The sequence below is a fragment of the Thermodesulfovibrionales bacterium genome (genome assembly GCA_035622735.1).
In the GTDB taxonomy this organism is placed as follows: domain Bacteria; phylum Nitrospirota; class Thermodesulfovibrionia; order Thermodesulfovibrionales; family UBA9159; genus DASPUT01.
Window position 1 is genome coordinate 1 of record DASPUT010000206.1, and the last position, 22,457, is coordinate 22,457.

Sequence of the window (22,457 nt, forward strand, 5' to 3'; positions counted from 1 at the left end):
CAAGCAGGGACTGACGCATCCTTCCTGATAGGTCGATGCCGGAGCGAGCTCGTACAACGTGGCATGATCGGCATCCTGCCCGACACCGATTAAACTCAGCGATGAATCATGACTGTACCGGAAATCCGCCAAGTAAGAAACGCCGTCAAATAGTATCGTCGGGCAATGAAGCGTCAGATCGGGAGAGAGCAAGGCAGGACGGCAATCGGCATAGGGTCCCGTATCCGTTATCGCGCCATAGTTTGTCAGTTGAATTTCCTGGGTATTTGGTATGACCTCGAAATCAGCCCAGTAAGACTGGCCTTGAAAGCTCACAATGGGGAGATGGAATTGCAGATCGCTCGATAGCGTCGCGGCGCAATTTCCATTCGAAGGGTCTTGAACGACCGCGAGGGCATCGCATGAGAGAAAGATGGATAGGCAAAAGAAGAGCAGGACAATAATGACGCGAATGAATCTTTTCGACCTCATGATCCTTCTCCTCTATAGGAGATTGTATCTTTTCGGAATGTGGAAATCAATGAGAGGAAGCGGCCTTACGTGGACCCCGATCTCTGCATCGGCTGCGGCATCTGCGAGACGAATTGTCCGATAAGAGATAAGGCTGCGGTCAGCGTCGCATCTATAGGCGAGACCCGTTCGACAACAAATCGGATTCTTCTGAAATCCTGAGACGAAACTTACCCGCGACCAGTGATCTTTCAGGCCGCATTTTGAATAATCGTAGTTTTAGGATTTGTGTATCGATTCAACCCGAGAATGGAACCTAAGCGCCGTAACGAGCAGAGGTGAGGCAACAGCCGGGACTTTGAAGCAATGCCCCTAATTTTCCGGTCTAACTCACTTTAGCTCCATCCCTTTTTTTTCTGCTTGATAATAGCTCTTCATAAACAGTCTCAGCTTTAATGGATAATCGTCTATCAATGCTGAGTGACTCGTCTATAAACTTGGTAGCAAGCTTTATCGCCTCTCTTCTTTTATTGGCCTGCAACAAATTAGAGAGTCGATCATATATACCAGCTGTAGGGCGGTCTTTGGATGAATAACATATAGCCCTCTTCAAGGAGCTTGGTTCAATTTTAAGTACGCCGCTTCGCACATCTCTACTGAGAAGACATCCGGAGCGCCGCTGAAAGCCCCTCTATCCGAATTGTGTCTGAAATGCCATCAGAACAGGAAAAGTCCGAACGAACACAAGGTCGACATTGTTCCCCTCAAACCGATTACCGGATTGCCCTTAAGCAGAGAAGGTAAAATAACCTGCATCACCTGCCATGATCCCCATGGAAAGAGCGGTTACCCGATGCTGCGGGCCGAGCCCTCAGAGCTTTGTCTAAAGTGTAATTTCAAGTAATGCCTATCCGCAGCGATCTGCGTTACCCGCACTCTTCTATAAACCAATCGATAAGCCGGCGGGCTATTGACCCTTTCATGGGTATCGCGGGAAGATCGTCGGCGTCAAACCACCGGGCATCCTTGATTTCGAGATCATCCGGGGTGATCGCGCCGCCCCCATATTCAGCGGTAAATCCGACCATCAACGTATTCGGAAAGGGCCAGTGCTGGCTTCCGAAGTAGCGGATATTCTTGACGTCTATCCCCACTTCCTCCTTGACCTCCCTTTTCACGCACTCTTCAAAAGTCTCGCCGTATTCCACAAATCCCGCCAATACGCTGTAAAAGTCAGAATGAAACCTGTGGGATCGGGCAAGGAGTATCTGCCGGCCCTTTGTGACCGCCACTATCGTGGCAGGAGATACTGTCGGATAATGGACGAGGCCGCATTGCGTGCAGACCCTCGCCCGTTCCTCATCTTTCGGTTCAGTCTGACCCCCGCACCTCCCGCAAAATTGGTGAGTCCTGTCCCAATGGAGGATTTGAAAAGCCCTTGCAGCGACCGAAAAGATCTCCTCTCCGAGAAGTCCGAGGAGCGGTCTCAGTTCCTGAAAGCTGATCCCTTCGAGATTCATGATATCTTCATCGACTTCACCAGAGTAGCAGGGAAGACTGCCGAATGTTCCGAGGTAGCTCGTTCTTGAGAGATTCTGTTTTACGGGGATCAAGTCAGAATATGACGGTATGCGGAGATCAATCGCGGTAGCTTTTACCAATAGTCTGTCGCCGCAAAAGACGAACCACCAGTCTGTATCAGATCGCCCCGATTTCGGCAAGAACGCTGGTTCGAAGGGCACGAGAAATTCCTCACGATGATGCTGCGTTTAGAGAATATTATAGCAGTTTAAGGGAAGCGATTTGGGACCACCTCTTTATTGTCATTGCGGAAAAATTCCGGGAACGAAACCTCACTCCATGGCTATAATAAGAAATAATACAGGTCCAGGCGGGGAAGAAATGATCGAGCCGATTCTATTGGTCGAAGATGACAGGAAGATCGCGAGGGTAGTAAAAATCTATCTCGAGGGCGCGGGATACCGGGTGGTCCACGTCGAAAAGGGCAGGGACGCCATAGATGCCGCGACGAAAGAGAGGCCCCTCCTCGTCCTCCTGGACCTCATGCTGCCAGACATCACGGGTGAGGAGACCTGCCAGGAATTGAAGGAACTCGGCGATTTCCCGATTATCATGATGACTTCCAAATCCGCCGAGGAAGAGAGGGTGGCCGGTTTCGCACTCGGTGCCGACGATTATGTGGTGAAGCCTTTCAGCCCGCGTGAACTGGTATACAGGGTCAAGGCAGTCTTGAAGCGCGCAGGGAAAGGGGAACTCGAATCAGGGCCGATCAGTTACAACGAAGGCAGACTCATAATCGACGGCCAGCGGTACGCGGTCGAAAAAAGGGCTAACCCCGTAGATCTGACGCCGACCGAATTCAAGGTGCTCCATGCGCTCGCATCTCATCCCGGCAAGGTCTTCACCAGAGAAGAATTGGTCGAGAAGGCGCTCGGTTATGAGTTTGAGGGATATGAAAGAAGCATAGACGCGCATATAAAGAATATCAGGCAAAAGCTGGAAGACGACCCGAAAAGGCCCTCATTCATAATCACCATTTACGGTGTCGGATATCGGTTTTCAGGGAAGAGGGATGCTTAAGAGCCTCTGGATAAAATTCCTGCTCTTGCTCTTTGCGGTCTGCCTCATCGCGATCTCTACCGCCTTTCTCCTTCGTGAGTTTATGATATCCGATTTCCGGGAATATCTCGAAGGGGAGAGAGAAGACCGGGCATACTTAATCACGGCATCTCTCGAGAGCGGTTTCGATAAACATTCGGGATGGGACAGAGAGGCTGTGGTTGAGAATACGGTCTGGGCCCTCATGCTCGGCTTCGATATCGAGCTTTACGATGAAAAGGGAACTTTGGTGATGGACACGGATCAGGCGGTGGAAGGCCTCTCTCCGCTCGTCAAAAAAAGAATAGCGGGCATTTTAGAGTCAAGAGCCGATTCCGTGACATCCGATTACGTCACCTACTCCCTCTTCCTGGGTGGCAGGGACATCGGACAGGTGAAGCTCAGGTTTCTTAATCCTCATAAGGAGAAGGTCTTCGTGAGGAGGTCGGACCGGTTTCTTCTCCTCTCCATCATTATCCTGGGCGGGTTTGCGATCCTGGTGAGTATTCTGTTTTCAAAAAGATTGACCGATCCCATAAAAGGGCTCACGAAGGCGGCAGTCGATTTGGGAGAAGGAGATCTGAAGCGGAGGGTCGTGATCTCCGGCGGAGACGAAATAGGCAGGCTCTCCGGAGCGTTCAATCGAATGGCGCAGGCGCTGGAGACGCATGAGTCTCTCAGGAGAAAGCTGACAGCGAATGTCGCTCACGAGCTCAGGACCCCCATCGGCGCGATGAGGGGTGAACTCGAGGCGATGATGGACGGCTATATCCCGGCAGATAGAGAAAACCTGCAGTCTCTCTACGCGGAGATAGGAAGACTTCGCAAACTCCTTGACGGATTAGAGGAACTTTCGCTTGCAGAGGCGAGCAGCCTCACCCTCGAGCGGCAATCGTTCGAACTTGGACCCTTTCTCGCCGGCATCATCGGCAGGCTCTCAGCGACCTCTGAAGAGAGGCGCATCTCCCTCGAACTCTCCTGCGGGGAAGGACTTTACATCCAGGCAGATCCTAACCGGCTGAGCCAGATTGTCATCAACCTCGTCAGCAACGCGATAAAGGCATGCGGGCCGGGAGGCAGGGTAGTGGTCGCAGCCGACCGGCAGGGGAACAGTGTCCGGATTCGTGTCACTGACAATGGCAGCGGCATAAAAGAAAAAGATCTCCCTTTCATCTTCGAGCGCTTTTACAAAACTTCCGGAGACGGGCTTGGGCTCGGTCTTGCCATCGTAAAGGAACTCGTGGAGGCCCACGGGGGGAAGGTCACCGTCTCAAGCGAGTACGGTAAAGGGTCAGAGTTTACTGTCCTTATTCCGTTTGGTTAAATCCACCGGGGTTGCAGCCGATTTTTTCGAATTTAAGAATTAATGCCTTAATATATAGAACGCGGAGCTTCACCCCGCACCCGAGGCGCTTTTCTCTGATGCGAGAGAAAAGTGCCCAAAAGAGCGCACCCCGGAGAAAATTTCACTTCCGTGCCGGCCGGCATCAGCTAAATTTTCGAACTCGGCTCCCGAGGGGAGTCACAGACATGCGAAAATTTTTCACGCTTCTGCCCGACCTAAATTTTCAAAGGGGGCCCTAAAATTCAAAGCCGAAGTCTGAGATGCGTTCCCCTTCGAAAACTCAGGCGAGCACGGTTGCCCGCAGGGTTAAACATTTTCCCATGTCCGAGCACCGATGTTAGGGGCGAGTTGGAAAATGTACCGAGGACAACCGGCGCAGCCGTTAAGAGTTTTCGTCGGGGCGGATTTCTTTGGGTTACCTTTCTTATCCGCTAAGAAAGGTAACTGGAGTCCGGGGCGAAACCCCGGGAATCTCTTTCAGAAAAGTACGTTGGGAGCGGGGCGAAGCACCGGGAAGTTCTTTCAGAAGAGCGGGCGGATAAGGGACGGAGCCCCCTAGGTATTGCTTTCCCATCCTCTTAGAACGGTAAACCGAGGTCCGGGGCGAAGCCCCGCCGAAATTCACAATCTTTCATAAAGCCTTCATTGCCGGCTCATATTCTTTTGTTAGTCTTAATCAAGAAGAGCAAAAGAAGCCTGATATAAGGCAAAGGAGGAGAAAGATGAAGACGATGTTACCGACAGCATTAATCGCGGTCCTCGCCATCGGGTTTCTGATGGCAGCCAGTCCGGGCAAGGCGGAGGCCTGGTACGGAGGGCCGGCCTTCAATTTTTCGGTGGTTGTGCCGCCTTTCGGCTTTTCGGTGGGGACTCCCGCTCCCTATTATGCCCCTGCTCCTGCGTACGCGGCACCGGCCTATCCTGTTTACGGCGGTGCCTATTATTGGCCGTATTACGGGTATTATGGACCGTATTACCGGCATGGCTATTGGGGTCATAGAGGCTACTGGGGAGGCCACGGCCATGTAAGAAGGTACTAAGGGGTAAGAACGACTTTCGATCGGGCGGTCTGAAAGGCCGCCCTCCGCAGGCTGACCCGGCAAAAGGTATAATGTACATGACCATAACGAAAATGTGCACACAACTAAAGAGAACCTTGCCGATAGTCGCTGCTCTAATCGCAGTGCTGCTATTCCTTCTCGATGCAGGTTCCCTTTACGCGTTTAAAGGTCACGGCGGACCTTCCGGTACTCTCTTGGCCTTCAATGGTAACAGCAGCCACCCGGGCAAAGGCGGACCTTCCGGACCTCCCCCCCAGGGGCATGGTCAGGGCCATGATCGCGCTGATCCCGGCCTGAAAAATCCTAAATCCGCCTCCCGCCCCGGGTACTATCGTGGCGACCAAGTCCCGGGGAATGATCAAGGCATGCGCGGCCCGCGGCTTTATCGCGGTCAGCCTTATTCTCCTTACGGCGGACCACCGAAAGGCAACTACGGCGAAAGACGGGCGATACAGTCTAAGGGAGATGCACAGAGAATGCTCAATGATTACTATATGAGAGGAAATATGAGGATCGGTCCGATCAAGGAGAACAGGTTCTATTACGAAGCCGATGTCCTGGACAGGAATAACAGATTCATGGACAGAGTCATCATCGACAAAAGATCGGGAAGGATCCGGTCCATTTACTGATAAAGGGGAGAGAAAGTCTTTATTCTTATCTTGGCGATCGACTTCCAAAATCAGAAATCAGGACGTTCCGTGCTCGACATTGTGCCCCTCAAGCCGATTACCGATTTGCCGTTAAGCAAAGAGGGCAAGATAACCTGTATCACCTGCCATGCTCCCCATGATAAAAGCGGTTTCCCGATGCTGCTGAGAGCCGCTCCCTCCGGTCTCCGCCTGAAGTGTCATTTCAAATAGGGCATATTCGGCTCCATACAAAGTCGAGAAACGAAGTTTCTATATCCGCACTTTCCCTTATCTTCCATCGGCTATAATAGATGCAGGAATCTGCGGACGCCGAATTCAAGTTTAGACGGGCTGCATCGATCTGAGTGTACATGAAACAAACCGAATCGAGCCAGGAACTCCACCACGAGATTTTCGGTTCAATTCTTGACAGAACCGAGATGACGCCCTTTCTCCTGCTGCCGGCGAGAGATTACAGAACAGCCCTTTCCCAGGCGAGCAAGATGATGGGCAATCGCGGTTTCGACATCCTCGATGACGCCGAACTTCAAGAGAGTGAAAAGAAGCGGGCAAGCCGGTATATCGAGTCTGTCTACCGGTACTTTCTCGACTGGCTCTTTCCTTTTGTGAGAAGGCAGTTGGAGGGCCTTGCCGCCCTGCAATCGACTAATGCCCAGTTGTATCGCGACTGTCTGCGCGCCATCGATGACATCGAGTCGGTCCTCATCAGCACTGAGTTCCGGCGCATCGTCAGCGAAGACCCTCGACATCTCTTCCTCCTCGCCTCATCGCGGAGATATCCGTATGTTTTCCATGGCTATGGGAGCAGGGATTTAGACGTCCCGGCCGTGTGGCAGGAGACCGCCTGCTCTCTGCTCAAAATGGGCCATCTCATCAAGTCGGTGGAAGAAGACAGCCAGGATATCAACGATTATGCCCAGCTCGGCTTTTTTCTCGAGGCCCAAGGGCAGAGCCTTGACGACCTGTACCGGTACGGCTGGGACAACCCGAAACATATCCCCGACAACGAGTCTGCCCAGAGGGCCTTCGTCAAAGTTTCGACATTCTTCCTCAAATTGAAGGAATCGGTGACGTTCGATGAAGACAAGGGCTGCCTCGTCTTCAACAGCGGTGACGGGGTATCAGTCGATATTGCCGAGGTCAAGGCCAGGCTCAAGAGCCCCGAGAGCATGTTCACCAAACTCGGTAAGGATGTCGAGGGGGAGGCCTTTGATATCCGGGACATCCTGGCAATCACCTTTATCCTGAAGAGCAGGGACGACACCCTAAAGCTCTTTCATGCGCTCCAGAAAAGAGGCGTGATTCTGCAGGAAAACACCGCCTCTCATTCGATCACCCAGACCCTCTTCGATAACCCCGAGAGCATGCGGGAAGCGGTGAGACTGCTCATGGTCAGCCTTGCGCAGAGCGCAGGCAGCAACGAAACGCCGGCGGAGGAAGAGCTGGTTGCCAACGCCAAAACGTTCTACGAGGCCCTCGGTGCAAACGCTGTTCGAAACCTCCACTCTTCTCTCGGACATCGGAAGTTCCAGTGCAAGATCGCCTTCTCTCTGCCGATCCACTACACAGCGGATACAAACGAAATCATGATCCCCGGCACGGCAGTCCACATAATGCGGGACCGGGTGCTCAAGAAAACCCAGCAGCACACGTTGGGCGTAGAGCTGCGCATCTCCGACGAGCAGAGCTGGCGCGCTTCCGAACTCAAGGGAGACTCCCACCACGATGCTTACAAATTCCGCCAGCTCGTCTCGGTGATGAGCAGGGTCTTTGCCGATAGGTTTCGCTTGCCCAAAGAAAGCCTTCCGCAGTTGAGAAGAGACCAAGGAACTCTCTTCTCTTGAAAGAGGGGACCCCTAAAAGCATCGCTCCTTCATAGGAAAATTTATACTACCAATTTCTCTCGAAATGAAAGACCCGGAAGAGATGGCCGCGGTGCGGTGTCTCAGGTGTACAGACAATCTCAAATCATAATGCTCACTCGAAAGAAAAATATACCGCTCCCGTAAAGTCAATACGCAGACCATTTGTCAGCAGGTTTAACGGGGAGAAGATTCAGGTTGCCATGTAGCGGTTGAAGAACCACTGTTTCACTTGTTCCACGATCAGAAGGTAGAGTAGTACCATGCCTGTCAAAACAAGAAAGAACAAGGCAGGGAGCGGTTCAAAGCCGAGATAGCCGGCCAAGGGGGTAGAGGGAAGAGCGATGGCCAACGCTACCACGATGAGGGACGACGCGGTCAATAATGGATGGGGACGGCTTCTGAAGGGATTCTTATGAGTACGGATGACAAAGATAACAAGCACTTGAGTAGCCAGGGACTCTATGAACCAGCCGGTATGAAAGAGTTTTTCACCAGCGTGAAAGACACCCAGCATCACGAAGAAAGTGAGGAAATCAAAGAGGGAACTGACAGGGCCGATAGTTAACATGAACTTACGGACGAAGCCTATGTCCCACTTGCGGGGACGGATCAGGTATTCCTCATCAACGTTGTCTAAGGGAATAGGAACTTCAGAGAAATCGTAAAGCATATTGTTGAGTAATATCTGGACCGGGAGCATGGGAATGAAGGGAAGGAAGAGAGAGCCTCCCGCCATGCTGAACATGTTTCCGAAATTGGAACTGGTTCCCATCATTATGTATTTCATGACATTGCCGAACGTGCGTCGTCCCTCAATTACCCCTTCATACAAAACTCCCAGGTCGTGTTCCAATAGGATCATCTCGGCCGCATCTTTCGCAACATCTACTGCGCTGTCCACTGAGATGCCGATATCTGCGGAATGAAGTGACGGGGCGTCATTGATACCGTCACCAAGGTAGCCTATCGCGTGCCCCCTCTTCTTCAGGGCGAGAATGACCCGGTTTTTCTGTATCGGGGTGACGCGGCAAAACAGGTTCGCCCTCTCCACCTGTATTGAGAGGGCTTGATCATCCATCTCATGAATCTCTGAGCCTGTGAGAATCCCGCTAATAGGCAATCCCAATTCGTTGCAGATATGCTCCGTAACCAGCTCATTGTCGCCGGTCACGATCTTGACAGAAATGCCGCTGGCGGCAATTTTCTGTAATGCCTCCTTTGCGCTTTCTTTGGGAGGATCAAGGAACGCGGCGAAACCGGCAAACACAAGCCTCTCTTCATCGCCGACAACCGCGTGAGGATGATCCGCTTCCACTTCCCTCCAGGCCACCCCTAATACGCGAAAGCCTTCACGCCCCAGCGTTTCAAAAAGTTCCTGGATTGAGGAGAGCGTTGTGTTATCCAAAGGGGACGGCGACGCACTATCTCTCTCACAGCTGGTGCAGAGACGCACAATATCCTCCGGGGCTCCCTTGACTACGAGGAGCCTTGTTCGGCCATTGTCAACAAGCACGGAAACCCGGCGCCGTTCGAAGTCAAAGGGAACCTCATCGATTTTGCGCCAGCCCGATATGTCAATTTCAACATGCTCGAGAATCGCATCATCCAAGGGACTTTTCAGTCCCGTTTCAAAAAAACTGTTCAGGTAGGCGAGCTCCAGCACGCGCTTACTGTCCCGCCCGCGACAGTCCACATGGCGTTCCAGGCGAATGCGTGCCTCGGTCAGCGTACCTGTCTTGTCGGTGCAGAGGACGTCCATGCTTCCCAGATTCTGAATTGCGGCAAGCCGTTTCACAATCACCTTCTTCGCTGCCATACGCTGGGCACCACGGGCAAGGGTTACCGAGACAACCATAGGGAGAAGTTCGGGAGTGAGGCCCACAGCGAGGGCCACCGCAAAGAGAAACGATTCGAGCCATGGCCTGTGGAAGAATGCATTGACGAGAAGAACAAACAACACAAGAAGCACGGTAAAACGCATGATCAGCAAGCCAAAATTGCGTGTGCCCTGCTCAAACGCAGTCGGAGGGGGCTTGGCAACCAGGGTATCGGCAATATCTCCCAACACAGTATTCGCTCCGGTACGACAAATCAGCACTTTTGCGCTGCCGCTGATTACTGAAGTCCCCAGGAGCACGGTATTGTTCGCAGCAAGGATATCTGACTCCCCTGCCAGGTCACCGGGTGTCTTCTCAACCGGATACGGTTCTCCGGTGAGAAGGGCCTGGTTTACAAAAAAGTCCTTTGACTCAAGGATGCGTCCGTCACCCGGAACCAAATCACCGGCCGCGAGAAGGACGATATCTCCGGGTACCAACTCTGCCACGGGGACCTCGCGGGATTGGCCATCGCGTAATACCTGTACATGTACGGCTACGGATTTGCGCAATCGGTCGGCTGCTTGTCCCGCTCTATGCTCCTGAAAAAAATCGAGCGTCACGCTGATGAGTACAATAACGGTGATAATGAGGAAACTGGTAACGTCGCCGGTTAGGGCTAATACGATACTGGCAACCAGGAGAATAATGACCAGGGGGTTACGAAACTTCTCTAAGAACTGGAAAAGAAGCATCCTCTTTTTCACCGGATGCAGTAGATTAGGACCGAAATCGGCAAGACGTGCAGAGGCTTCACTCCCCGACAGCCCGGCAGGAGTTGAATCAAGTTCTCTCAGGAGGGTGGTTACGTCCTTCTGCCAGAACGCAGATCCTTTGTTTGAAGAATGAGGAAACATTGTTCCGCCTCTTAAGATAACGGCAAAGCCATCACGCCCGCGAGATTTTGTCGGCCATTATGACACAATAATTAATATTGTCCGACCGTTATCTGTCCCATTATATCAGGTTCCTAAGGTGTGAACTGTGTCGCAGGTGAGACCATGCTACGGCACTCTCAAACTTTCTCAGCACATCTTCCCCGAGCGTGTGCCTGCCCTGTCAAGAACCCTCGCCCTGCCATGCGGATCGGATTAATAATCTTTGATGTTCACTTCATAGTGTTCCATGGAAGGCGGTGCAGTAAAAAAGTCTGTGAATCTGGAGACCCATTTCTGATAGAAGCCGCTCCTCTCGGTTGCGGTCATGTCGGCTTCTGTCTCCCAAAGACCTATTGACATGCCTTGTCCCGTATCAGGGTTTGTTAGGAGGAGCCCACCCTTGAAACCCTTTTGCTTGTGGGCCTCGGGGACGACAAAATTCTTGAAGAGGTGTATCGCCTCTTCACGCTTGCCTGACTTGATGTTGAAAACCGCGACTCTTGCATTCATGAGATACCCTCCTTTTCTGTAATAGATTCCCAAAAAGTCGTTAGACTCAAAGGCACGATAAGAACTTAACAGCAAACCCTCAGCTTGTCAATTCTTCCTGTTGATGGGAGGGGGATTAACAGTGTTGAAGGTAGATACTCTGGAAACCGATGCGCGTGGCTGGATGTCAGAACCGATAGTTTATCGGTGGAGAACTGTGAAGGTTATCTTCTCTCCTTTTGATCCTTTCCTGTCTTGCCTCTATCAAGACGTCGATGCACTGAGTGAGTTGGTCTCAGATATGATTCCCCAGCCACGCTGAGGCCGCCATCAAGAAAAGTATTTCCGATATTTCGGTCATCGCACCGAAATTGTCACCGGTGAGCCCACCGAACTTCCTGAGACAAAAATGTCCGGAGAGGAGGCTGAAGATATAGAGGCCGAACAAGATGGTCCCCGCAAACGCCACGCTTTTCGCGCCGTAGGCCGCAAAGAGATATAATCTTCCCACGAGGAGATATAGGGCGACTACTACAAACGTCGAGAGAAACACATGGAGCGGCCTCACATTATCCAGGAAGATCCGGCCGAGCCCATCTTTGCGGGCAGGGATACCGTGACTCATCGCGGGCACCGTCACCCATTTCGAAAATGCAGGCATCAGAAATACCAAGCATAGTGCAGCGTTGAGGGGGACCGAATGAAACAATGCGTTCAGGAGGACATATTTCATGAGCAGCGTCGCTGCCATCGTGATGGCCCCGATCGCGCCAATGGTGCTGCCCTTCATCACCGTCAACCTCTTCTCAACATCTATCGCCTGATCACCGGTGGCTTTGACCGCGAGCGCATCAAAGGTGTCGATGAGCCCGTCCATGTCGAATCCGCCACTTGTGAGGAGCCCGGCGATAATGACGATTCCGCTCACGACGTCAGGCCCGAATATCTGGAGAGCCGCGAGCCCTGTAATTGCGATAAGGAGTCCTTGAATCGCGCCGGCCAACGGGAAGAATATCGTCGCTCCAGCAAGATCCATATCAGAAACCTCGCCCCTCACCTTTACCGGCAGTATCGTGAGAAACTGTAATGCGAGCAGCATCTGCTTCATTTAATGCAGGATCTCATCGGAGACACCGGCCTCAGCAAAGGTCGCCATCTCACGGTATATCTTCAGCCCCGCTTCTATGATCGTCATCGCAAGCGCCGCGCCCGTTCCCTCTCCAAGCCTCAGATCGAGGTCAAGGATCGGCCTCAGTCCCATCTTTGCGAGCATCGCCTTATGCCCTCTCTCTACAGAGTTATGGGCAGCGAACAGGTAGTCCTTCGTCTTCGGTTCGAGACAGTATGCGAGAAGTGCTCCTGCGGTTGATATAAAACCGTCTATCACCACCGGGATGCGGTTCGATGCGGCACCGAGCACCAAACCGGCGATGCCGCCGATCTCGGCGCCCCCCACTTTCGAAAGGACATCAAGGGCATCAGTCGAATCGGGCTTGTTCAACCGAACCGCGCCTTCAATCACCTCGATCTTTCTCCGCAAAGATTCATCGGATATGCCTGTCCCCTTACCCGTAACTTCGGAAACGGGCCTGCCGGTCAGCACAGAGGCGATAGCACTCGAAGGTGTTGTATTTCCTATCCCCATGTCGCCGGTGCCGAAGATCTGATATCCCTCTTTCGCGTAGCTGTCCGCAAGCTCTATCCCGATTTCGAGGCACCGTAACGCCTCCTGTCTCGTCATTGCCGGACCTTTCAGAAAATTCTTCGTCCCCCTCACGGCCTTCATCTTCGTGAGGCCTTCGGCCTCGGCAAAGTCATGATCAACACCGATGTCCACGACGACGATCTCGGCCCCTGCGTGACGGGCAAGGACATTGATGCCGGCTCCGCCCCTGAGGAAGTTGAACACCATCTGAGCGGTAACTTCCTTCGGATAGGCGGATACCCCTTCCTGTACCACCCCGTGGTCTCCGGCGAATGTGAAGACAACCTTCTTTTCGAGGATTGGGTTCCTGTTCCGGGTGATCGCGACGAGCCTCCTTGCAAACTCCTCGAGCCTACCGAGACTTCCCGGCGGCTTGGTGAGATTGTCAAGCCGCTTCTGCGCCTCTTCGTACATCGCCCTGTCCACCGGCCTGATGTTCTTCACTCTTTCGGTTACAACATCCATCGTATTCTCTCCCCGTTATTTATTGACTGATGTTTCATCGCCGTGACGAAACGGCCCTTCTCCGACGCCTTCTACCCCTTATCCGAGCCCGCCATGTCCCTCTCGAACATGCCGCGGAGAATATCGTTGGCACAGAACTTTCCGCACATGGTGCATGAATGTTCATCGCCGTTGCCTCGCCTGTCCTTTATTTCCTTCGCTCTCTCGGCGTCTATTGCAAGCGAGAATTGGGTGGACCACTGCATGTCCCGTCTCGCCTTCGACATCACTTTGTCCTTCTGCATGTTCTTATGCTTTATCATGTCGCCCACGTGCGCGGCAATTCTCGAAGCGATGACCCCTTCACGCACATCTTCGGGGAAAGGCAGGCCGAGGTGCTCGGATGGCGTCACATAGCATATGAAATCAGCACCGTAGGACGAAGAGAGCGCTGCCCCGATGGCAGCCGTAATATGGTCATAACCGGGCGCGATGTCGGTCGTGATCGGCCCGAGCATGTAAAAAGGAGACTCGCCGCTCATCTTTTTCTCCATAATGATATTCGCCTCTATCTCGTTGATCGGGATATGCCCGGGGCCTTCGACCATCGTCTGGCACCCGGTCTCTCTGCCGGTCTCGGCAAGTTCGCAATTTATGAGAAGCTCCTGGATCTGGACCCTGTCGGTCGCATCGTGGATCGCGCCTGCCCGGAAACCGTTGCCGAGGCTCAGGACCGTATCATGCTTTTTCAGTATCGCGGCTACCCTGTCGAAATGCTCATAGAGAGGGTTCTCCCTATTGTTATGCTCCATCCACGCGACCATGTAAGAGCCGCCCTTTGATACGAGCCCGCCGTAACGGTAGTGCTGCTTCCTGAGCATCTCGACAGTCCTTCTGTTAATGCCGCAGTGGATCGCCATGAAGGCCACACCCTCTTCGCACTGTTTCTCAGTGATCTCGAAGAGGAGCTCCGCCGGCATATTGACTGCCGCACCGTATTTCTCTATCGCAATCGCAAAGGCCTCATAGAGGGGGACCGTTCCGACGGGAAGGCTTATCGCCTCCATGACCGCCCTCCTGATGCCGGTAATGTCACCGCCGACACTCAGGTCCATGAGTGTGTCAGCCCCGTATTTTTCGGCCACCAGCGCCTTTTCGACTTCCATCCGGATGTCGGCGATGTCGGTGGATGTGCCTATCGATGCGTTTACCTTTGTCCTGAGCCCCTTGCCGATGCCGACGTTCTTCTGCCTTCTGTTCCTGTTGGCAGGGATGACGATCTTTCCGGACGCCACACGGCTCCTCACCGTTTCCACATCCACCCCCTCGGCCGTTCCAACTGTCCTGATCTCTTCTGTCACTTCTCCCTTTGCAGCTCTTTCGAGTTGTGTCATGTTCTCCTCCTTCCGAAATGTACCCGTCACGCGCGGGTCAAAAGAAAATCCTTCACCGTTTTATTCAGCCTCTATCCCTAACGATAAGGGTTCATACCGATACCGTCTTTACTAACCCGGTGATCTTCCTTCCCGTATCCTGAACGACAGACGCTATCCCAGCCGCGTCCATCCCCTCCCCCGATTCGAGGGTCCGAAGGCTTTCATCAAATATATTCACCAGCAACTGATTTACCTCTCGATACTTTTCCCGCATGCCAGGCGACTCGATGACCTTTCCGTTCCAGATCTCCTCCATGCAGGTAAAAAGAATATTCGTGATCTGTCTCATGATATCGGCAAGCACTGCCACTTCCGGTGATCTGAAATAGGCCGTGCCTTCATAAGGGGAAGCCTGCACTGTCTCAAGACGGTCGTCGCGCCTGAGATTTTGGTAGGCCTCGGTTCCCTCCAGGATAATCTGGTGGTGGTAGAGCACATTCGCGGTGACAGCCAGATTCTTCAGCAGGTCGTTTCTCCTGAGGAATTCAAAATTAGTGCGGATATCTGCCAATGAAGAGTCGGGCTCAAACATAATGAAGCCCACATTCGGCTCGATCCCGTGTCTCCTGAGTATCTTGAGCGCCTGCTCGTTCTGGGCCACGGTCGTCATCTTTCTCATCCTCCTCAGTGACTCGTCCCTGCCGCTCTCAAGACCGATGAGGATATGACGAAGCCCTGCCTCGACCAGCGGTCCGATCACGCCATCATGGATATCGTTCACGCGGGCCTCGATGCCGAAGCGGATATTTCGCGGCCGCAGAAGGGAAGCGATGCGCAAAGCCCTCTCCTGGCCTCTCTGACCGGGACCGAAGAAATTCGGGTCTGTAAAATAGAAATCCCTCGCTCCCTTCTCGGACATTATCGCGTCTATCTCCTTGACAATATTTTCAGGGCTCCTCCAGCGCCAGGGCGCTCCTTGACCATAAAAGGAATTTATATAGCAGAAGGTGCACCTCCCGTAGCATCCCCTGCTCCCAAGGAGGTTCACCTCGTCCAGACGATAAAGGGCCTCCGTCCGAACCGGGAAGGGCAGGAGATCGAGGTCATCAACCGGCCTCCGCTTCAGACACTTGATGCCGCCTGATCCATCCCGGAAGGCGAGTCCCGGAACGGGAGGCACGTGAGCGCCCCGCGACAGATGTTCAGCCAGACCCGCAAAGGGCATCTCGGGCTCACCGGTGATGACCGAATCTACCGCCCGGCATCTTCTCAGAATATCCTCGAATGCGATCGTCGGATAGAACCCAAAGGCGGTTATCGTGAGGGCCGGTCTTTCGCTCTTCACCCGTTCGAGAAAATCGAAGAGCGCCAGGTCGGTTTTCCAGTGGTAAACCATATGCACTCCCAGGATATCCGGCCTGAATGCAGCTGTGATGCTCCTAATCTCTTCATAGGAAAGTCTGTCAAGGTATCCCTCGATTATCTCGACCTCATGCCCCCTGCTGATCAACATCCCCGCGGCATAGCCGGTGAGAAGGCACGAGGACAGAGGCGTGTTTGCGATGTCATTGCACCGCTCTGGCGCAACGCTCCTCGGATGTTCAAGGAAAAGTATCCTCACCGGACCTCCTGCCAGATGAATGTGTTATTGCAGAAATGGAGCGTCTCGAGCCTGTACCGCAGCGTATCGAAGGGCGCCGGGTTGTAATAGGTCGGATAGAGAAGGTCGGTCCCGTTGCCGATGACCCCTTCGCTTCTCGCCCTCTTTTCTATGGCCGTTCCCGGCAAGATGCGTATGTTATTAAGAACGACCGTCCCGAGGTTCTTCCGTACGCGGTGCAGATCATAGAGCCGCTCGATCATACGCGCCCCCTTTTGAGCCGTCGTCTCGGTCTCGCCGGGCACATTCGCCATGAAGTGGTATACACTTATCACATCGGTTTTAGAGGCGATCCTCGCCGCTTTGAATATGTCTTCTTCATCAAGTCTCTTCCCGAGCGCGACGAGGGATTCCTGACAGAGACCGTCCGGAGAAAACGAAAAACACTCGCATCCCGCCTTCTCGAAGAGCGAGGCGTTCCTGTCGTTGAACTGATCCTCTCTCATGAAGCCGTCCCATCTCACCTTCAGCTTCCTGCGAAGGATCTCGCCGCAAATCTCTTCGAGATGGCCCCGCGGGATATTCACCACGGGGTCTGTGAAATGGAAACTCTCTATACCGTACTCTTTGTGAAGGAACTCCATTTCATCCACAACCGATGCAGGGGGCCGGCACCTGACCCTTTTCCCCTGAAGTTTGGGGTAGACACAATAGGAGCATTCATAGGGACATCCGCGTTTTGTTTCAATGCCGACGGCAGGGACGTAGGTGTTTATATTGAGATAGCGGGAAGGATCGAGTACGCTCCTATCGGGGGGGACGTATCGGGACATGTCGAGATCGCGGGAAGGGAGAGCGATGCTTATTCTCCCGTCTTTTCGAGTGCAGAGACCCTTCAACGAAGGCGGATTATCGAGAGAACGAAGAAGGCGTGGGAAAGTCAGCTCCGCTTCTCCGATGAGGCCGTAGCGTATTTCAGGCAGGTCGCGCATCAGCCGCTCCGGGAAAAGAGCAAATCCCGTCCCGCCCGCGACGATACATGCCTTCGGCAGGATTGATGAGACGAGGCGGACGGTCGCGACGAAATGCGGGATAAGGGAGGCCGTTTTATTGCCCAGTGGATCGATGTTTCTCAGGGATAACCCAACGACGTCCGGGCAGAAGGTGAGAAGTCTTTCTTTGAGCAGCGTGAAGGGGTCCTGGTGGAGGTTCATATCGATGATATCCACCTCCCGACCGGAATCGATGAGACGGCTCGCGAGAGATACAATACCGATAGGGTAAACCTTTTCGGATGAAACGCTCTCGACCGAAGGAGTCTGGACCATGAGCACACGCATGTCTTTTACTCCAAGAGGAGAAGACCGTAATATTTCACGAAGTCTCCTCTTCTTTCCAATGTCCTGAGTCTGCCTCCCGCATTCCTGACCGTTTCGAAGACATCTATTCCAGCGGCCTCCATGGAAGGCCTCGCCTCTTTTGTGTTGCGGCATGTCCCGTCCGTAGTGCAGGAACTGCAGAGGGAGCATGGACCCGCCCAAAAGGCAAAGGCCTTATAAAAACCAGCCTTGAATGCCTCTTTTTCCGCCTCCAGTACCCTCAGCTGGAACTCCCTTGTCGGAGGCTCACCTTCCAACAAGATGGCATGACGGTAATCGGCGAGAATCTTTCTCGTCTTTTCAGGAGGAACAGAAAAGGGGGGGCAATGGGGCTTTCCGTAATGTCCACAACCATACCGGCAGCGGGAATCGGTCCAATCGGCAACATGGATGCTTCCGACAGAGATTACCTTCGCACCGCGGAACCCAAGATCCCCGAGCCTCGCGGTGAGACGGGTTTTCGGGTCAAGACGAAGTTCCGTCAGCCTCTCACTGGTTCTCGAAGCTATGATGAGAGCGGTATCTGTGCCGAGCGGTATGAGACCCGTCGTGTAGAGTCTCAGGGCTTCCAACTCTTCTTTCATCGGCAGACATGAAAAGACCCTTCCGTTATAGGTATTAATAAACATGTTCAGGTCGAAGAGGGCCGCCTTTTCAGGGTAATGCTCAAGAAAGAAGTCATGGATCACAAGGAACCCTTGCTGGTTAAGGCAACGTGAGGCAGAGGCTAGTATATGGGGGAGTTCTTTTTCGGAATAGGCATGAATGATGTTCGAGAGTACGACAAGGTCGTATCGCTCCGCATCTTCCGGCCATGGTTCGAGGATATTTGCGGCGGTGAAAGACGACCTCTCGCCCAACCCTCGTTCTTGTATCAACTCCCTTGTATAATCGAGAACCTCCGGAATATCAATAAGGGTGGCCTTCAGGAAAGGCATCTGGCTGAGAAATCCTACTGCTATGGCACCGGACCCGGCCCCGATATCGAGCATCTTTCCGTCAAAGGAAAGGCCTTCAAAGAGGGGAAGAATCTCCTTCACCTTTGTCCGAGCGATACAGTCCATGGCGTTGATGTATCGTCGTATCCCCTCTGCTCTTTCACTGTCATCCGAGGAGTCATTCCCGGCCCGACCGCCCGACCTCAGGCAATCTTTCAGTCCGGTCCACTTCGAAAAGAGCTCCTTGCGCCATAGGATGGAATTGCCCTGATACTTCTCCTTGCCGATTACGAGGTATTCACTCGCTATCTTCGAGTTGTAATACTGTGAACCGTCACGGATCACAAGCTTGAGGGCGCAAAGGGCACCGAGGAATCTCTCCAGTCCTCCGGGATCAAAATCGAAAGCATCAGAAAGTTCGTGAAGGCCGTTGCTTCCCGAATCGAGACGCGTAAAGACCCTGGTTTCGACGGCGGTGAAGAGGACCTCTGAAAACCAATACCCTGTGGCGAGATCTTCAAGATACTGGGGACCTCTGTCCTGAGGGTCCGGATTCAGGTGCGGGAGCCCGTGATCCCTCAATAATGAAAGATCCTTAGAGCTCTTGCCCGGAAGATTGCGTCCTGCGTCTTTCATCCTTTAACCTCCTGTCCTCGGGAAGCACCCTGCAAAGCACAAAAAAAAGCACGGACATAAAACAGTGGTCCATGCTGTTCGTTCTTTCAGGGCTACGGTACAGGCAGGTCTTCTGGCTTCCGGATCTTCCTACTCACCGGCCTTCCCGTCCCGATAGTTCGGGACAGTGACATCTTCGGCTTTCGTACCCGGTTACAGCGGCGGGCCCGCTCCCGATTCGGCCTTTGCAGCCCCACGGGATTCCCTATTACGCACAAAGCACCTGTAACGCTCCTATTGTATATCCATCAATCACCTTTTTGTCAACCTCTATTTTTCTAATTGTGAATATCACCATCAACAGAACGGGCCGTTATTTATTTTCGGAAATCGGTTGTATCACTCAAATGTCAGTGGTGTCGAGAATCAGGTGAAGCACCGCACGGTGCTGAGTAGCTACGGGCCTTGAAGATCCTGAATCGTCACCAAGACGGAAGACCCCTTCAAATAAATCGGATGAGTCTCTTATCAGGGGTCGGCTTCTAAACTTATCAATCGGGCCGTTCCGTGCTCGGCCTGTCTCCGGGGCCCGGCAGGGCCTTCTTCGCACTGCCCCTCGATTCGCCTTCGATGATTGAATCTATGTCCGGATAGGCGTAGATGGTGAGGGCCTTGTTGTCCGGCAGCCCGCCCGTATCGACTGAAGGCCCATACACGCTGTGGACCTGCCTTCCCAGGAGCCTCAGGAGCGTCGTCATCTCTGCCCGGTGATGGGCGGTATGCGCTATCCTCCTCACCATGATCCAGGCCCTTGACCTCTTCACATCGAAGAAAGAGGCCTCGTCTTCCCACCAGGCATCTTCCCTTTCCCTGAGCAAGAGCAGCCGCTTTCCCGAATCCTCTGCGTACCGTTTTATAAATTCGAGGCGAGTCTCCTTCGCCGGCAGGGGAGGGGCGCCGACATCTATGCCGAACATGTTGGAGAACCATTTGTTTTCACTGAGGCACTGATGGACCATATGCTCGAGGGGATTCCTGTCCCTCTTGAGGAGCGGATCGGGACGGACCGCGAGGTCCTCGTCCCTGAACATGCTCCAGACGTTCAGGGTCTTGAGCCGCTCGATGTCATAGGTATCGACGAGAAAATCATACCTCATGTTATTTCTCCTTCCTTATGCTTCATACTCCTGTGTCATACCGGAATAAGGGCGGGGCAGTCCTCGGCATACTCTATTTTTGTCCCTACGTCGCCATTATAAGACCGAGGAAGAGGCCTGTCAACGCAGCCACCTCCATCTAGATTGCTGGTGCCGGCCGAATCCTGAGGTATAATGAGGACAAGGGGGAGTGACTGTGCAGGAGAAGAGTAAGCCATCGGTAGTCGCGATAGCGGGTTTTCTTGTCGCCCTGATGGCGGGCCTCGCTGCCCTCTTAGCCGGCCCCTGCACGAGCTTTGGGCTCTGGAACTTCCGGACCGGCATCACGGTGCTCAAGTGGGCCGCTTACGGAGGGGCCGCGGGGGCTGTCTTGTCGCTCATCGGGCTCATGGCGTCTCTCCGCATCGTCATACTTCGGGGTTTCTTCTGGGCACTCATCGGGGTTGTCATCGGCTCTCTCCTCATGGGTATCATGCTGCACTGGAAAGAGGCGGCAGAGGTCCTGCCGAGGATTCACGACGTCACTACCGACACGAAAAACCCGCCGGAGTTCGTCCAGATCCTGAGGCTCCGGAAGAGCGACGAAAACTCCCCTGTTTATGAAGGCGGGGAAGTGGCGGCCCGGCAGCGGAAGGCATATCCCGAAATCGTGCCCCTCAATCTCCCCCTTCCTCCTGATCAGGCCTTCGAGAAGGCCCTCGCTACGGCAAGGAATCTCGGATGGCAGATCATTGATGCTGACGAGAATGCTGGGCGTATCGAGGCGGTCGCGACTACCCTAATATTCGGATTCAAGGACGACATCGTGATCAGGGTAAGGCCCCGGGATTCGGGCAGTTTGATCGATATCCGGTCTGAATCCCGCGTCGGCGTCAGCGACCTCGGCAAGAACGCGGAGCGGATAGGGAAGTTCCTCAAAGCGATGAGGAAATGATCGCTGCCTATTTTTCTTTCCCTCGAAGGTACCGCACGATATGTCTTACAAGATGCCAGAGAGCAAAGAGAAGGACAAGGGCCAAAAGTATCGCGAGCCAACCCATATGCATGACATCGCCGATGTGCCATTCCATGGAGCCCTTGGCGCAACCGGCCAGAAGCATTACATGAATAACCAATAACACGTAAGCCATCCGCACCCTCCTCAAGAGTTTCTTAATTCTCCTTTGTCCATTTATAGCCATCATTTCCAGACTGATCCTCTATTATCAATGATTTCGGCCTCCCTTGAAGACATCACCATAGGGTTTATCTGTCGGGTCATACTCAACCACAGTATATCACGATCAAAAGATCCGCTGCCCAGAAAGAACGTTTCCTTCTAAAATTTCCTGCGACTCTTCAAAGGAGTTACACAAAAGACGAGATTGGCCCGGCAAGCCATGAGATTTCAACGAAAAAGGAGATTATTTGCGCTTATTTTTCTGAAATCTCGCCCATATGGACCCGGAAGGTATAGATTCGCTATTGCTAATATGCGCAATATGTTATAGCATGAAATCAAGATAGTTAGAAATGTAATGTGAATCATTGCATGTGATGAAAACAGGAGAAAGGCGGTGTAAATCATGTACGGCAAGACAGACATAAGAGTGGTGTTGACGATAGCAGTGGCAGCCCTTTTTGTCTTGGCTTTTGCATACCAGGCATCCACGCTCTGGGCTTTCGAAGATGAGAGGGCCCCGATTACGGGTGGAGGCGGGACACTGTCCTACACCGGAGAGATTGTCGGAATTGATAACAGCTATTTATCGGTGCGGGCAGCCCCGAACGATGAACTCAACTTCAGGTGGGATAAGGACGTTCCGCGTACGATGTGCAATGCGGAGCCTGCCGACCTCCATATCGGAGATCATGTAACCGTATCCTATTTTGAGCTGGGTACAGGCGGCTACATGGCGAGCGATGTAATTTCGTTGCCTTCCGACATGGACCGCTGCTGAACAGATGTTGAAGCCTAAAAAAGGGAGCATAAGCTCCCTTTTTTTTGTGACCGCCCATCTAAATCC

20 protein-coding genes and 1 riboswitch are annotated in these 22,457 nt (G+C 53.2%); of the genes, 7 read left to right on the top strand and 13 right to left on the bottom strand.

All coding sequences use genetic code 11. The annotated features are described in order from the left end of the window. Both VEI96_10895 and nudC read right to left on the bottom strand, forming a co-directional pair. Positions 1 to 471: hypothetical protein (locus VEI96_10895; protein ID HXX58498.1), on the bottom strand; the 471-nt coding region annotated here is incomplete at its 3' end. A gap of 905 nt (positions 472 to 1,376) precedes the next feature. After that, positions 1,377 to 2,192 (bottom strand): NAD(+) diphosphatase, encoded by an 816-nt coding sequence (gene nudC, locus VEI96_10900; GenBank protein HXX58499.1) that lies wholly within the window; start codon positions 2,190 to 2,192, stop codon positions 1,377 to 1,379. A 160-nt stretch (positions 2,193 to 2,352) separates the two neighbouring features. On the opposite strand from nudC, the gene VEI96_10905 reads away from it, so the two are divergent. From VEI96_10905 to VEI96_10915, 3 genes are all read left to right on the top strand, one after another. Further along, positions 2,353 to 3,051 (top strand): response regulator transcription factor, encoded by a 699-nt coding sequence (locus VEI96_10905; protein HXX58500.1) that lies wholly within the window; start codon positions 2,353 to 2,355, stop codon positions 3,049 to 3,051. Further along, positions 3,044 to 4,393 (top strand): HAMP domain-containing sensor histidine kinase, encoded by a 1,350-nt coding sequence (locus VEI96_10910; protein ID HXX58501.1) that lies wholly within the window; start codon positions 3,044 to 3,046, stop codon positions 4,391 to 4,393. The genes VEI96_10905 and VEI96_10910 overlap by 8 nt, the downstream gene beginning before the upstream one ends. A 743-nt stretch (positions 4,394 to 5,136) precedes the next feature. After that, positions 5,137 to 5,454, top strand: coding sequence for a hypothetical protein (locus VEI96_10915; protein HXX58502.1), 318 nt, complete (start codon positions 5,137 to 5,139; stop codon positions 5,452 to 5,454). Between the two features lie 149 nt (positions 5,455 to 5,603). On the opposite strand, the gene VEI96_10920 is transcribed toward VEI96_10915, so the two are convergent. Next, positions 5,604 to 5,837, bottom strand: a complete 234-nt coding sequence (locus VEI96_10920; GenBank protein ID HXX58503.1) for a hypothetical protein — start codon at positions 5,835 to 5,837, stop codon at positions 5,604 to 5,606. Between the two features lie 3 nt (positions 5,838 to 5,840). Between VEI96_10920 and VEI96_10925 the strand changes: the two genes are divergently transcribed. Together VEI96_10925 and VEI96_10930 are read left to right on the top strand one after the other, a co-directional pair. Beyond that, positions 5,841 to 6,107, top strand: coding sequence for a hypothetical protein (locus tag VEI96_10925; protein ID HXX58504.1), 267 nt, complete (start codon positions 5,841 to 5,843; stop codon positions 6,105 to 6,107). A 371-nt stretch (positions 6,108 to 6,478) separates the two neighbouring features. Further along, positions 6,479 to 7,972 (top strand): hypothetical protein, encoded by a 1,494-nt coding sequence (locus VEI96_10930; GenBank protein ID HXX58505.1) that lies wholly within the window; start codon positions 6,479 to 6,481, stop codon positions 7,970 to 7,972. Positions 7,973 to 8,183: 211 nt separating this feature from the next. Here VEI96_10930 and mgtA read toward each other — a convergent pair whose 3' ends face one another. The 9 genes from mgtA to VEI96_10975 form a co-directional block, all read right to left on the bottom strand. Then, the gene (mgtA, locus tag VEI96_10935; GenBank protein ID HXX58506.1) at positions 8,184 to 10,727 is read right to left on the bottom strand and encodes a magnesium-translocating P-type ATPase; all 2,544 of its coding nucleotides are present in this window, start codon (positions 10,725 to 10,727) and stop codon (positions 8,184 to 8,186) included. A 234-nt stretch (positions 10,728 to 10,961) separates the two neighbouring features. Beyond that, positions 10,962 to 11,258: an antibiotic biosynthesis monooxygenase gene (locus VEI96_10940; protein ID HXX58507.1), complete on the bottom strand. Its 297-nt coding sequence runs from the start codon at positions 11,256 to 11,258 to the stop codon at positions 10,962 to 10,964. Between the two features lie 274 nt (positions 11,259 to 11,532). Next, a complete protein-coding gene (locus VEI96_10945; GenBank protein HXX58508.1) occupies positions 11,533 to 12,345 on the bottom strand; it encodes an adenosylcobinamide-GDP ribazoletransferase in 813 nt (270 codons plus the stop codon). After that, entirely contained in the window at positions 12,346 to 13,407 is a 1,062-nt protein-coding gene (gene cobT, locus VEI96_10950) for a nicotinate-nucleotide--dimethylbenzimidazole phosphoribosyltransferase (protein ID HXX58509.1), read from the bottom strand. A gap of 71 nt (positions 13,408 to 13,478) precedes the next feature. Then, a complete protein-coding gene (thiC, locus tag VEI96_10955) occupies positions 13,479 to 14,780 on the bottom strand; it encodes a phosphomethylpyrimidine synthase ThiC (GenBank protein ID HXX58510.1) in 1,302 nt (433 codons plus the stop codon). A gap of 91 nt (positions 14,781 to 14,871) precedes the next feature. After that, positions 14,872 to 16,383, bottom strand: coding sequence for a radical SAM protein (locus VEI96_10960; GenBank protein ID HXX58511.1), 1,512 nt, complete (start codon positions 16,381 to 16,383; stop codon positions 14,872 to 14,874). Then, a complete protein-coding gene (gene bzaD, locus VEI96_10965; GenBank protein ID HXX58512.1) occupies positions 16,380 to 17,702 on the bottom strand; it encodes a B12 lower ligand biosynthesis radical SAM protein BzaD in 1,323 nt (440 codons plus the stop codon). Before bzaD ends, VEI96_10960 begins: the two co-directional genes overlap by 4 nt. A 5-nt stretch (positions 17,703 to 17,707) precedes the next feature. Continuing rightward, positions 17,708 to 19,315 (bottom strand): DUF2284 domain-containing protein, encoded by a 1,608-nt coding sequence (locus VEI96_10970; GenBank protein HXX58513.1) that lies wholly within the window; start codon positions 19,313 to 19,315, stop codon positions 17,708 to 17,710. An 84-nt stretch (positions 19,316 to 19,399) separates the two neighbouring features. Then, positions 19,400 to 19,596: riboswitch (cobalamin riboswitch) on the bottom strand. Positions 19,597 to 19,845: 249 nt separating this feature from the next. Beyond that, positions 19,846 to 20,451 (bottom strand): DinB family protein, encoded by a 606-nt coding sequence (locus VEI96_10975; protein ID HXX58514.1) that lies wholly within the window; start codon positions 20,449 to 20,451, stop codon positions 19,846 to 19,848. Positions 20,452 to 20,647: 196 nt separating this feature from the next. Between VEI96_10975 and VEI96_10980 the strand changes: the two genes are divergently transcribed. Further along, positions 20,648 to 21,385: a DUF1499 domain-containing protein gene (locus VEI96_10980; protein HXX58515.1), complete on the top strand. Its 738-nt coding sequence runs from the start codon at positions 20,648 to 20,650 to the stop codon at positions 21,383 to 21,385. 7 nt (positions 21,386 to 21,392) lie between these two features. Here VEI96_10980 and VEI96_10985 read toward each other — a convergent pair whose 3' ends face one another. Then, positions 21,393 to 21,581, bottom strand: a complete 189-nt coding sequence (locus tag VEI96_10985; protein HXX58516.1) for a hypothetical protein — start codon at positions 21,579 to 21,581, stop codon at positions 21,393 to 21,395. 435 nt (positions 21,582 to 22,016) lie between these two features. On the opposite strand from VEI96_10985, the gene VEI96_10990 reads away from it, so the two are divergent. After that, a complete protein-coding gene (locus VEI96_10990) occupies positions 22,017 to 22,391 on the top strand; it encodes a hypothetical protein (protein HXX58517.1) in 375 nt (124 codons plus the stop codon). The last annotated feature ends 66 nt before the right edge of the window (positions 22,392 to 22,457 follow it).